Origin of the sequence: Vibrio sp. 10N.261.55.F4, from assembly GCF_041470465.1 — a bacterium.
Classification (GTDB): domain Bacteria; phylum Pseudomonadota; class Gammaproteobacteria; order Enterobacterales; family Vibrionaceae; genus Vibrio; species Vibrio crassostreae_C.
Window position 1 is genome coordinate 64025 of the sequence record NZ_JBFRMM010000032.1, and the last position, 12897, is coordinate 76921.

12 protein-coding genes are annotated in these 12897 nt (G+C 44.1%); 10 read left to right on the forward strand and 2 right to left on the reverse strand.

Going from position 1 to position 12897, the window contains the following annotated elements; translation table 11 throughout:
* Nucleotides 1–33 precede the first annotated feature (33 nt).
* The 9 genes from bolA to nqrM all read left to right on the forward strand — a co-directional run bounded on the left by bolA (nucleotide 34) and on the right by nqrM (nucleotide 8151).
* On the forward strand, nucleotides 34–342 hold the full coding sequence (gene bolA / locus AB4249_RS15415) for a transcriptional regulator BolA (protein WP_017059909.1): 309 nt from the start codon (nucleotides 34–36) through the stop codon (nucleotides 340–342).
* Between the two features lie 519 nt (nucleotides 343–861).
* Nucleotides 862–2202, forward strand: coding sequence for a Na(+)-translocating NADH-quinone reductase subunit A (locus AB4249_RS15420; RefSeq protein ID WP_019823845.1), 1341 nt, complete (start codon nucleotides 862–864; stop codon nucleotides 2200–2202).
* Nucleotides 2203–2207: 5 nt separating this feature from the next.
* Complete coding sequence (locus AB4249_RS15425) at nucleotides 2208–3452, forward strand: NADH:ubiquinone reductase (Na(+)-transporting) subunit B (RefSeq protein WP_017067139.1); 1245 nt, start codon at nucleotides 2208–2210, stop codon at nucleotides 3450–3452.
* The gene (locus AB4249_RS15430) at nucleotides 3442–4209 is read left to right on the forward strand and encodes a Na(+)-translocating NADH-quinone reductase subunit C (protein WP_372103819.1); all 768 of its coding nucleotides are present in this window, start codon (nucleotides 3442–3444) and stop codon (nucleotides 4207–4209) included. The genes AB4249_RS15425 and AB4249_RS15430 overlap by 11 nt, the downstream gene beginning before the upstream one ends.
* Nucleotides 4209–4841, forward strand: a complete 633-nt coding sequence (locus tag AB4249_RS15435; protein ID WP_008223083.1) for an NADH:ubiquinone reductase (Na(+)-transporting) subunit D — start codon at nucleotides 4209–4211, stop codon at nucleotides 4839–4841. Before AB4249_RS15430 ends, AB4249_RS15435 begins: the two co-directional genes overlap by 1 nt.
* Before the next feature lie 7 nt (nucleotides 4842–4848).
* Entirely contained in the window at nucleotides 4849–5445 is a 597-nt protein-coding gene (gene nqrE / locus AB4249_RS15440) for an NADH:ubiquinone reductase (Na(+)-transporting) subunit E (RefSeq protein WP_009848375.1), read from the forward strand.
* Between the two features lie 29 nt (nucleotides 5446–5474).
* Nucleotides 5475–6701, forward strand: coding sequence for an NADH:ubiquinone reductase (Na(+)-transporting) subunit F (gene nqrF, locus AB4249_RS15445; protein ID WP_017059912.1), 1227 nt, complete (start codon nucleotides 5475–5477; stop codon nucleotides 6699–6701).
* Between the two features lie 174 nt (nucleotides 6702–6875).
* Nucleotides 6876–7880 (forward strand): FAD:protein FMN transferase, encoded by a 1005-nt coding sequence (locus AB4249_RS15450; protein WP_017059913.1) that lies wholly within the window; start codon nucleotides 6876–6878, stop codon nucleotides 7878–7880.
* A gap of 16 nt (nucleotides 7881–7896) precedes the next feature.
* On the forward strand, nucleotides 7897–8151 hold the full coding sequence (gene nqrM / locus AB4249_RS15455; protein ID WP_009848378.1) for a (Na+)-NQR maturation NqrM: 255 nt from the start codon (nucleotides 7897–7899) through the stop codon (nucleotides 8149–8151).
* Between the two features lie 135 nt (nucleotides 8152–8286).
* Here the strand turns inward: nqrM and AB4249_RS15460 are convergent, their stop codons facing one another.
* The gene (locus tag AB4249_RS15460; protein ID WP_017064183.1) at nucleotides 8287–9525 is read right to left on the reverse strand and encodes a response regulator; all 1239 of its coding nucleotides are present in this window, start codon (nucleotides 9523–9525) and stop codon (nucleotides 8287–8289) included.
* A gap of 162 nt (nucleotides 9526–9687) precedes the next feature.
* Here AB4249_RS15460 and dinB point away from each other — a divergent pair, with 162 nt between their 5' ends.
* Entirely contained in the window at nucleotides 9688–10764 is a 1077-nt protein-coding gene (gene dinB / locus AB4249_RS15465; protein ID WP_029235195.1) for a DNA polymerase IV, read from the forward strand.
* A 64-nt stretch (nucleotides 10765–10828) separates the two neighbouring features.
* On the opposite strand, the gene AB4249_RS15470 is transcribed toward dinB, so the two are convergent.
* On the reverse strand, nucleotides 10829–12763 hold the full coding sequence (locus AB4249_RS15470) for an ATP-dependent DNA helicase RecQ (RefSeq protein WP_102428256.1): 1935 nt from the start codon (nucleotides 12761–12763) through the stop codon (nucleotides 10829–10831).
* Between the last annotated feature and the right edge of the window lie 134 nt (nucleotides 12764–12897).

The window sequence follows — 12897 nt, forward strand, 5'->3', positions numbered from 1 at the left end:
CGGATAATGCCAATACGTTATTAAGGAATCACAATGATCCAAGAAGTTATCGAAACAAAATTGCACAATGAGTTTTCACCAAGTCATTTAAACGTGGTCAATGAGAGCTATATGCACAATGTTCCGGCTGGTTCTGAGAGTCATTTCAAAGTGATTGTTGTCAGCGATGTGTTTGAAGGTTTGCGTCTTATTGCTCGTCATCGAGCGGTAAATAAGGCACTTTCAGAAGAGTTAGCCAATAATATCCACGCACTGTCTATTCACACTTATACAAAAGATGAATGGATGAAGCAGCTAGATAGCGTGCCAGACAGTCCAATGTGTATGGGTGGCGGAAAGTAAGAAGGCCTATATACAGAGAAAAGCGCCATGGCGCTTTTTTTGTCGTCAAACGTATGTATTTTTCGTTCTTATATCACCCAAACTGATGTCAAATTGAACGAGCTCAAATACCTACAATGAGTAATGTTTTTATTAACAGTGTTTCAACATAACTAGTAAAATATTAGTTTGTGACAGAGTATTAATCTCTTGTTTAAAACACGATTCAAAAGCCATTTTATCTGTGCGGCTCGTCAAATTTATACATATTTGAGAGGCCATATGCTTCAAATCTCACCAAATAAAGGCTGTATTCAAGTTATTGGTCATGGCATCGAGTTGTCAAAAAATGCTAGAATATCGCACCTGATAAATCTCACATGATTCGTGTGGTGATTTTATTATGAAAATGTTGCGATTTTGGTATCTCAAATTTACCAAAACCGGACACTGTAATGTCGTGTCTAAGGGCGATTTTAAAACGTCCTGAATTTACGCAATTAAAAGAATCTTTTTCCCGATAAAGTAGTGCAAGTGCGTATGATTACAATAAAGAAGGGTTTGGATCTTCCTATCGCAGGAACTCCATCCCAGGTGATTAATGATGGTAAGTCCATCACTAAAGTCGCCTTGCTTGGCGAAGAGTACGTTGGTATGCGTCCTACGATGCATGCTCGCGTTGGTGATGAAGTGAAGAAAGGCCAAGTTCTTTTTGCAGATAAAAAGAACCCAGGTGTTGTATTTACTTCTCCAGCAAGCGGTAAAGTTATTGAAGTGAACCGTGGTGCTAAGCGTGTTCTTCAATCAGTAGTGATTGAAGTAGCAGGCAATGAGCAAATCACGTTCAATAGCTATGAAGCTAACCAACTAGTAGGCCTTGACCGTGAAACGGTTAAAGCTCAGTTAGTTGAGTCTGGCGCATGGACCGCTTTGCGAACTCGTCCGTTCAGCAAGGTTCCAGCAGTTGATTCTGAAACTCAGGCTATTTTCGTTACTGCTATGGATACTAATCCGCTAGCAGCTGAGCCAGAATTAATCATTAACGAGCAGTCTGATGCTTTCGTTGCTGGTTTAGATCTTCTTTCAACTCTGACTAACGGTAAAGTGTACGTTTGTAAAAAAGGTACTAGCTTACCTCGTTCAGCTCAGTCTAACGTTGAAGAGCATGTTTTTGATGGCCCACACCCTGCAGGTCTTGCAGGCACGCATATGCATTACCTATATCCGGTAAATGCACAAAATGTAGCGTGGAGCATTAACTACCAAGATGTTATCGCATTCGGTAAGCTTTTCCTTACTGGTGAGATTTACTCTGAGCGTGTTGTTTCTCTGGCTGGTCCAGTGGTGAACAACCCACGTCTAGTTCGTACTCAAATTGGTGCTAGCCTTGAAGAGTTGACAGACAGCGAGTTAATGCCAGGCGAAGTTCGTGTGATTTCTGGTTCTGTACTTACGGGTACTGAAGCAACAGGTCCACATGCTTTCCTTGGTCGTTACCATCAGCAAGTTTCTGTTCTACGTGAAGGTCGTGATAAAGAGCTATTCGGCTGGGCTATGCCTGGTAAGAACAAGTTCTCTGTTACTCGTTCATTCCTTGGTCACCTGTTTAAAGGTCAGTTGTTCAACATGACAACGACAACAAACGGTAGTGACCGCTCAATGGTTCCAATTGGTAACTACGAGCGCGTAATGCCTCTAGATATGGAACCTACATTGCTGCTTCGTGATCTATGTGCAGGCGACATTGATAGTGCTCAAGCACTAGGTGCGCTAGAGCTAGACGAAGAAGATGTAGCATTGTGTACCTTTGTATGTCCAGGTAAGTACGAGTACGGTCAACTACTTCGTGAATGCCTAGATACGATTGAGAAGGAAGGGTAATTTTCATGGGCCTTAAAAAGTTTCTTGAAGACATCGAGCATCATTTTGAGCCAGGTGGTAAACACGAGAAGTGGTTTGCGCTTTACGAAGCAGCAGCGACAGTGTTCTACACGCCAGGTCTTATTACAAAGAAAAGCTCGCACGTTCGTGATAGCGTTGATTTAAAACGTATCATGATCATGGTTTGGTTCGCGGTATTCCCAGCAATGTTCTGGGGTATGTACAACGCGGGTGGCCAAGCTATCGCAGCACTTAACCATATGTATGCAGGTGCTGAACTAGCATCTGTTATCAGTGGTAACTGGCACTACTGGCTAACCGAAATGCTTGGAGCCTCCTTAGGAGCCGATGCAGGTGTTGGCAGCAAGATGCTACTTGGTGCGACTTACTTCCTACCTATCTACGCAACGGTATTCATCGTTGGTGGTTTCTGGGAAGTTCTGTTCTGTATGGTGCGTAAGCACGAAGTAAACGAAGGTTTCTTTGTTACTTCTATCTTATTCGCGCTTATCGTTCCGCCAACACTTCCTCTATGGCAAGCAGCACTAGGTATTACCTTCGGTGTTGTAGTCGCTAAAGAGATCTTCGGTGGTACGGGTCGTAACTTCCTGAACCCTGCACTTGCTGGCCGTGCGTTCCTATTCTTTGCATACCCTGCACAGATTTCAGGTGACGTAGTTTGGACTGCTGCAGATGGTTTCTCTGGTGCAACTGCTCTTAGCCAATGGGCTCAAGGCGGCGGTAGCGCACTAATGAACGTAACATCTGGTGAAGCAATCACTTGGATGGACGCATTCATTGGTAACATCCCAGGTTCTATCGGTGAAGTATCGACTCTAGCACTTATGATCGGTGCTGCGATGATCGTTTACATGCGTATCGCTTCATGGCGAATCATTGCTGGTGTAATGATCGGTATGATTGCTGTGTCTACGCTGTTTAACGTGATCGGTTCTGATACTAACGCAATGTTCAGCATGCCTTGGCACTGGCACCTAGTTCTAGGTGGCTTCGCATTCGGTATGTTCTTCATGGCGACTGACCCAGTATCAGCTTCATTTACCAACAAAGGTAAGTGGTGGTACGGCATCCTAATCGGCGCAATGTGTGTAATGATTCGTGTAGTTAACCCTGCATACCCAGAAGGCATGATGCTTGCGATTCTATTCGCAAACCTATTTGCTCCTCTGTTTGACCACGTTGTAATCGAGAAGAACATTAAGCGGAGACTAGCGCGCTATGGCAAGTAATAACGATAGCATTAAAAAGACGCTGTTTGTTGTTATCGCATTGAGCCTAGTGTGCTCAATCATCGTTTCAACAGCTGCAGTTGTTCTTAAACCTAAGCAACAAGCTAACGCGGTTCTAGATCAGCAAACTAAGATCCTTGAAGTTGCGGGCATTGAAGTTGCGGGTAATATCCCTGAACTGTACGCAGAGAACATTGAACCTCGTCTAGTTGATTTCGCTACTGGCGATTTCGTTGACGGCGATGCTGCTGCATACGACCAACGTAAAGCGGCAAAAGATCCAGCTCAGTCAATCAAGCTTTCAGCTGAAGATGACATCGCTAAGATCCTTCGTCGTGCTAACACGGGTACTGTATACCTTGTGAAAGATGGCGCTGAAACTTCTAAAGTTATCATCCCTGTTCACGGTAACGGTCTATGGTCAATGATGTACGCATTCGTTGCGGTAGAAACTGATGGCAACACAGTTTCTGGTATCACTTACTACGAGCAAGGTGAAACTCCTGGACTTGGTGGTGAAGTTGAGAACCCATCTTGGCGCGCTCAATTCGTTGGTAAGAAATTATTCGACGAAAACCACAAACCTGCTATTCAGGTTGTTAAAGGTGGCGCTCCTCAAGGTTCTGAGCACGGTGTAGATGGCCTTTCTGGTGCAACACTGACTAGCGTTGGTGTTCAACATACATTTGACTTCTGGTTAGGTGATATGGGCTTTGGTCCGTTCCTAGCGAAAGTTCGTGACGGAGGTCTGAACTAATGTCTAGTGCAAAAGAAATTAAAAAGAGCATCTTAGCGCCGGTGTTGGACAACAACCCAATCGCGCTACAGGTTCTTGGTGTGTGTTCTGCTCTTGCGGTAACCACTAAGCTAGAAACAGCATTTGTTATGACTATCGCGGTAATGTTCGTTACTGCTCTGTCTAACTTCTTCGTTTCTTTGATCCGTAACCACATTCCTAACAGTGTGCGTATCATCGTTCAGATGGCAATTATCGCATCACTAGTAATCGTGGTAGACCAAGTGCTTAAAGCATACCTATACGATATCTCTAAGCAGCTATCTGTATTCGTAGGCCTAATCATTACTAACTGTATTGTAATGGGTCGTGCTGAAGCATTCGCAATGAAGTCTGCGCCAATCCCATCTCTAATCGATGGTCTTGGTAACGGTCTTGGTTACGGTTTCGTTCTTATCACTGTTGGTTTCTTCCGTGAGCTTCTAGGCTCTGGCAAACTATTTGGTATGGAAGTACTACCTCTAGTGAGCAACGGTGGTTGGTATCAGCCAAACGGCTTGATGCTTCTAGCACCTTCTGCATTCTTCCTAATTGGTTTCTTGATTTGGGCAATTCGTGTGTTCAAACCAGAACAAGTAGAAGCGAAGGGGTAAGGTAGTCATGGAACATTATATTAGTCTGCTAGTTAAATCGATTTTCATCGAAAACATGGCGCTTTCTTTCTTCCTAGGTATGTGTACATTCCTAGCGGTATCTAAGAAAGTTAAAACTTCTTTTGGTCTTGGTGTTGCGGTAGTTGTAGTACTTACAATCGCTGTTCCTGTAAACAACCTTGTTTACACACACATCCTGAAAGAAAACGCGCTTGTTGAAGGTGTCGATTTAAGTTTCCTTAACTTCATCGCATTCATCGGTGTTATCGCGGCACTTGTACAAATCCTAGAGATGGTTCTAGACCGTTTCTTCCCACCTTTGTACAACGCACTAGGTATCTTCCTTCCACTGATCACAGTTAACTGTGCAATCTTTGGTGGTGTATCTTTCATGGTAACTCGTGACTACAACTTTGCTGAATCTGTTGTTTACGGCTTCGGTTCTGGTGTGGGTTGGATGTTAGCTATCGTTGCTCTTGCGGGTATCCGTGAGAAGATGAAGTACTCTGACGTACCTCCAGGTCTACGTGGCCTTGGTATCACGTTCATTACTGTTGGTCTGATGGCGTTAGGCTTTATGTCTTTCTCTGGTGTTCAACTGTAGGGTAAGCACCCAGTAATAAGGAATAACAAATGTTTAGTATTATTCTTGGCGTAGCGATGTTTACCATTATTGTACTGGCTCTAGTACTAGTGATTCTTTTCGCTAAGTCTAAGTTAGTACCATCAGGTGACATCACTATTTCAGTAAACGGCGACCCTGAAAAGGCGATCGTTACTCAACCTGGTAGCAAGCTACTTGGTGCCCTGGCTGGCGCTGGTATCTTCGTATCTTCTGCTTGTGGTGGCGGTGGCTCTTGTGGTCAGTGTCGTGTAAAAGTTAAGTCTGGTGGTGGCGACATCCTTCCAACTGAACTTGATCACATCACAAAAGGTGAAGCTCGCGAAGGCGAACGTCTTGCATGTCAAGTTGCTATGAAAACTGACATGGAGATTGAACTAGACGAAGATATCTTTGGTGTTAAAAAGTGGGAATGTACTGTTATCTCGAATAACAACGAAGCTACTTTCATCAAAGAACTTGCGCTAGCAATCCCTGAAGGTGAAGAAGTACCGTTCCGCGCGGGTGGTTACATTCAGATTGAAGCTGAACCACATCACGTGAAATACGCAGATTACGATATTCCTGAGGAATACCGTGGTGACTGGGATAAGTTCAACCTATTCCGTTACGAGTCTATCGTTAAAGAACATTCAATCCGTGCTTACTCAATGGCTTCATACCCAGAAGAGAAAGGTATCATCAAGTTGAACGTTCGTATCGCGACTCCGCCGCCAAACAACCCTGATGTTGCTCCTGGTGTGATGTCTTCATACATCTGGTCTCTTAAAGAAGGCGACAAGTGTACTATTTCTGGTCCATTTGGTGAGTTCTTTGCTAAAGACACAGACAATGAAATGGTATTCATCGGTGGTGGTGCAGGTATGGCGCCTATGCGTTCTCATATCTTCGACCAACTTAAGCGTCTTAAGTCTACTCGTAAGATGTCTTACTGGTATGGCGCACGTTCTAAGCGTGAGATGTTCTACATTGAAGATTTCGATGGCCTAGCGGCTGCAAACGAAAACTTCGTGTGGCACTGTGCACTGTCTGATCCTCAACCAGAGGACAACTGGGACGGTTACACTGGTTTCATCCACAATGTACTGTACGAAAACTACCTGAAGGATCACGAAGCTCCTGAAGATTGTGAGTACTACATGTGTGGTCCACCGATGATGAACGCTGCTGTTATCGGCATGCTGAAAGATCTTGGTGTAGAAGATGAAAACATCCTACTAGATGACTTCGGTGGTTAATCCACTTAAGTGATTGATATTATGGCTGACTCCTACGAGTCAGCCATTTGTTTTTCTAAGACAGCTTTTGACAACATACTGGCTTATATAAGAAAGAGTAAGGCATTCAAAATACCTATTTTTTACTCTTATTTTTCCTTATATAAATCCTCAACATTAGACAGGAGTAAGCAAGTGAGAATTTGGCTTGTTGCATTAACTTCTTTGATTTTTCTTGCGGGCTGTGAGCAGTCAAGAGAGCAAGTGCATTTGAGTGGCCCAACGATGGGCACGAGTTACAATATTAAATACATCAATGGTGATGAATTTCCTGAGTCTAATGAAGTTCATACAGAGATCGATCGTCTACTTGAAGAAGTAAACGACCAGATGTCGACTTACCGTGAAGATTCCGAATTAAGCCGTTTCAACCAGCATAAAGGTGCGGATGCGTTCGAAGTATCTGAGCAAACAGCGACGGTTGTGAAAGAAGCGATTCGTTTGAACGGTCTTACTGAAGGAGCTCTGGATGTAACGGTTGGTCCGTTAGTTAACTTATGGGGTTTTGGTCCTGAAGCTCGTCCTGAAGTTGTGCCATCAGATGAAGAGCTGGCGGCTCGCAAGGCTAAGATTGGTATCCATCATCTTAGTGTTGAAGGCAACATGTTGAAGAAAGACCTACCTAACCTGTATGTCGATCTATCCACGATTGCAAAAGGTTGGGGTGTTGACGTCGTCGCTGACTACCTTGATTCTATCGGTATTCACAACTACATGGTTGAAGTCGGTGGCGAAATTCGTCTGAAAGGTTTAAACCGTGAGAACGTGGGCTGGCGTATCGCGATTGAGAAACCAAGCGTTGATGAGCGTAATATTCAAGAGATCATCGAGCCGGGTGATATGGCTATCGCAACCTCTGGTGATTACCGTAACTATTTTGAACGTGATGGTGTTCGTTACTCACACATCATCAACCCTGAAACAGGAAAGCCTCTTCACCATAAAGTGGTTTCTGTGACTGTTTTAAACCCGTCTTCAATGACTGCAGACGGCTTATCTACGGGCCTTATGGTCTTAGGTGAGGAAAAAGGAATGGAAGTCGCAAACCAACATAACATCCCAGTGTTCATGGTGGTAAAAACAGCAGATGGCTTTAAAGAAATTGCTTCTGAAGCATTTAAGCCATACTTAGGTAAATAAGGTAAGCGAGATAATTATGAATACATTTCTGATTACATTTGGTGTTTTTCTTGCAGTAATCGCAGCGATGTCAATTGGCTACATTATCCAAAAGAAAGTTGTGAAAGGTAGCTGTGGCGGTTTGGGTGCTGTTGGTATTGATAAAGTATGTAACTGCCCTGAGCCTTGTGACGCGCGTAAGAAGCGTGAAGCACGTGAAGCTTACCGTGAAGAGAAGCTGGCTGAGCGTCAACAAAAAGAAGCGGCTTGGAGTAAAGACCGTATCGCTTAATTGGTGACAGTCATAGGGGATAGAGTTATCTATGCCCTCAAATTGAAAAGCTCAAGATTATCGTCTTGAGCTTTTTTAGTTTTGAGGTCTAGCAATTAATCTTGGTATACCAAAAATGGAAACAGAGGCGAATGACTATTGTTCGATTTGCATGCTGTTACGCGCAAACACTAGTTGGTTTCTACCTTGCTCTTTTGCCGTATAAAGAAGCTCATCAGCGGCTTTGATCTGCTCATCTAGCTTCGCGTCTAAATCGGTTACGCCGATACTGATACTGACCTTGATTCTTTGAGAGTCATGCTCAACAACATGGCTTTCAATGGCTTCTCTCATGGACTCTAAGTTGTCAACAAAGCTTTCAAATGCGCCGCACGACTGAATACAAAACTCTTCGCCACCAAAGCGCACAGCGACATCGTCTTTGAAATGATCTTTGATTATTTTCCCTACATCGATCAGCACGGCATCACCACCATCGTGTCCAAAGGTATCATTCACTTTCTTAAAGAAGTCGATGTCCATCATCGCGATGTTTCGTTGATCGCAGCCTTTACAAGGATGATTGAACAGGTAGCGACGATTCCATAAGCCAGTAAGAGCATCCTCGTTGGCATGTCGAAATAGCTCATTAGCCGCTTCTTTCATATCAAGCAGCTGATGGATACGGCAGAAAAACTCTTCTTGGTTAAAAGGTTTGTAAAGGAAATCGTTGGCACCCGCTTTAAGGAATCGCGCTGTCATAGTGCGATCATCACTCCCGGATAATCCTAGAATGGCCAACTGGTTTCTGTCGTGATCGCGTCGTATCTCACGGATCATCGCTATACCGTCTTTCTTCGGCATATCATGGTCTGTAACAACGAACGTAATATCGGGATCGTTATGAAGGAGCTTTAATGCTTGTTCGCCATCTTCGGCTTGGATAGTTTGGATATATTGGTGTTCTAGAAGTTGAGCTATGTAACGGCGAACGACCGCTGAATCATCGACAACCAATGCTTTGTGATGGCGATTATTCGAAATTCTTTGAACCAGGGGAAGTAGGTAGCTTACTGATGACATACTGTCTTTAAGTATGTAATCGATAACGCCTTTGGCTAGGACTTGCTCTCGCAGTTGATTGTCGAACATCCCGGTCAGGACAATGATTTTCTGTTGATAGCCTAAGACGAGATCAATGATCTCGCCGTCTTGGCCGTCAGGTAAACAGTAGTCGAGGACTGCACACAAGAAATCCGTTTCTTGCTCTAAGATCGCTTTGGCTTCTTCTACAGATTCCGCCAACGCAACTTCATAGCCATCGTTCTTAAATTGTTGGTAAAGATAGTTTCTGAATGCGCGACTATCCTCTACCACTAGTATTTTTTCACTCAAAAGCTATCCCTACTTATAGACTAAATACTCCTAACAATACTATCAGAATAGTGGGCGGCGAATGAAGTGAAACCTGTTGAGCTGGACTCCAGATCATTTTAAATCTGAGAATAATTGATTATACTGTTCATAGATACAGTTGTAAGGTTGAGTTATTTCCAAATGTGCAGTTCGGACCAAGAGAAAGTCAGAAAAATAATCCATGTCGATATGGATTGTTTTTACGCGGCTGTAGAAATGCGTGATAACCCTGCTTACCGAAATCGCCCGTTAGCTGTTGGTGGGCATGAAAAGCAACGCGGCGTTTTGAGCACCTGTAATTATGAAGCCCGCAAGTTTGGTGTTCGCTCTGCAATGCCTACCGGAAAGGCCCTACAGCTTTGTCCTAATCTATTGGTTGTGCCGGGAAGAATGTCGGTCTATGTCGAGATATCTAAAAAGATCCGTGAAATCTTCTCTCGATACACATCAATCATTGAACCACTTTCCTTGGATGAAGCTTTCCTTGATGTCACCGATTCTAAGCGGTGTCACGGTTCAGCAACACTTATTGCCGAGTCTATTCGCCGTGATATTTGGAACGAACTGAACCTGACAGCTTCTGCAGGAATTGCACCGATTAAATTCTTGGCGAAAGTGGCCTCAGATCTGAATAAGCCCAATGGTCAGTTTGTTATCCCTCCACAAGACGTGCAATCAGTGATCGATGAGCTACCACTTGAAAAGATTCCCGGTGTCGGCAAAGTGAGCATAGAAAAGCTGCACCAAGCGGGTTTCTTTACTTGTAAGGATATCAAAGAGTCTGACTATCGAGACCTGCTACTCAAGTTTGGCCGTCAAGGTGCATCACTCTGGAAGCGCAGTCATGGCATTGATGATCGAGAAGTTATCATCGAGCGCGAGCGAAAATCGGTAGGTGTAGAGCGCACCTTTACCCAAAACATTTCAAGCTACGCAGAATGTTGGCAGGTAATCGAAGATAAGCTATTTCCTGAACTCGAGACTCGCTTAGAAAAGGCTAGCCCAAGCAAAGCGATCATCAAGCAGGGCATTAAGCTCAAGTTCGCCGACTTTCAACAAACCACGATTGAACACATCCATGCCTCTCTCGATCGTGAACACTTCAAAGAGCTGCTTAGTGAAATACTGAAAAGACAACAGGGGCGAGAAATACGCCTGCTTGGTTTAAGCGTAATGCTGCAACCTAAAGACCAAATGCGTCAGTTGAGCTTCTTTTAAAGATAATGAGTGAGATGAATACCGACTACGCTTCATAGCCTAGTCGGTTTTTTATAAGTAAGAATTACCTAGGAAGTTGTTTTACTCGCGCTAAGGTATCACTGAACGGTTGCTGCTCTAGCTTGCCGTAACCGACCATTTTACTGGCTTTGAGTTTGGTTGAAAGCGGGGTGGCGATTCCACATAAGAAGCGAGTAATTGCCTCGTCGGTAATCAGTTGTTGGCTAGCCGAAATAAACTCATGTATCCATGTCATCACCGTCTCATCATCGATAGGTTCAACATCAACGGTTGGTAAGATTGCCACTTCTCCTCGACATACAGAGCAGTGACCGCAGTTTGTTGGTGCTTTATCATCGGCAAAATAACTCGCAAGGCGTGAGCTTAGGCAAGTATCCGCCTCAAAGAAATTCAGCATTTGGTTAAGGCGGTTTATCTCGCTGTTTTCTTTTGCTTTAAACAACTCAGTTAGACGCTCTGACAGTTGCATCATATCTTCAGAAGTATTGTGGATCGCGTAGACATCGGTGATCTGCTTGCTTTCTAGTTCAATCCAACCTTGTTCATTGAAGTAGTCGATAGCCGCAATCACACGCTGACGATCGGCTTGGAAGTGTGTCCAAAGCGCATCGAAGTCGACTTGGCACCACACTCTTGCTTGAGGAGAGCATTGGAAAATCGCTTCGACAAATTGACGACGTTCACTTTGAAATTGCTCTGTGATCTGCTGTTTCGGACGAATGAACTTAAATTTGTAGTCTGCGAAGTAGCTGTACTTGGGCTCAATCACACCTTCAATTTCGAGATACACCAGTAGTGTTTTTAGCGGTAACTGACGAATGTTGGATTCACGTGATAGTTGATTAAGCATGATCTCCCATTGATTCGAGCCAGAAGCGCCAATGTTTTGATTTTCGTAGATCTCTTTTAATACCGCTTGGATCGATATGTTGTCTGGCGTATCACCAAAAACGAAGTTCTCGAGTGTGCTTAAACCGTGTTTGTTAGCCAGTAAAATACATTCAGACGCTTGCCCATCTCGACCAGCTCTGCCGATCTCTTGTGAGTAGTTTTCGATCGATTTTGGTAAGTCAAAGTGAATCACTCGGCGAATGTTGGACTTATCCACGCCCATACCAAACGCGATAGTTGCGACGATACAGCTCACGTCATCATTCATGAATTGGTGTTGAATAGCATCTCTATTTTCAGGCTTAAGACCCGCATGGTAAGCCACTGCATTAACGCCAGCATTGCGAAGCTGCTGAGCCACCATCTCTGCCGTTTGTTGAAGGGTGACATAAACAATAGTCGGAGCGAGAGAAGCTTGGTTAACCACATTGCACAAGGTTTCTAGCTTACTGGTTTGTTCACAAGGTTGAATCGACAGATCGAGATTTTGACGATAGAAACCCGTAACCACAACGCGCTCCTCATCAATTTCAAACTTTGACTTCATATCTTGGATAACCGCTGTAGTCGCAGTGGCTGTCAGTAGTAGAACCTGAGGAATATTGAGCTGTTTTTGGTATTGAGGAAGCTTCAGGTAGTCGGGTCTGAAGTTGTGTCCCCATTCTGAAATACAGTGCGCTTCATCGACCACAAGCAGTGAGATCGACACTTGGGAGATAAACTGACGAAAGCGTTCGTTCTTCAAGCGCTCGACGGAGATCATGAGGATCTTGGTGTCACCGTTACGCACTGACTGCATAACCTGTTGTGTGGTTTGTCTGTCTTGGCTTGATTCGATTGCAGCTGCGCTAATGCCTTTGCTGTGCAAGAAGCTGAGCTGGTCTTTCATTAAAGCTAACAGTGGCGATATCACTAAGGTTAAATGTGGCAATGCTAGCGCTGGCAATTGATAGCACAGCGACTTACCTGAGCCGGTTGGGAATATGGCCGCCGTCGAATGACCAGATAGAACATTATCAATGACTTGCTTTTGCCCATTACGCAGTGAGTCGAATCCGAATACTTGTTTTAACTTCTGCTCAATCATTTATGTTCTACCTGAGTTATTAAGTGTCGTATTGATGCTAAAGCGGGCGCCCATTCATGATAGCGTCGCTTGATGAATCAAATGTCTTGCACCTGATTGTACCTAATTCTATTCTGTAGCTCCTATAGAAAAGC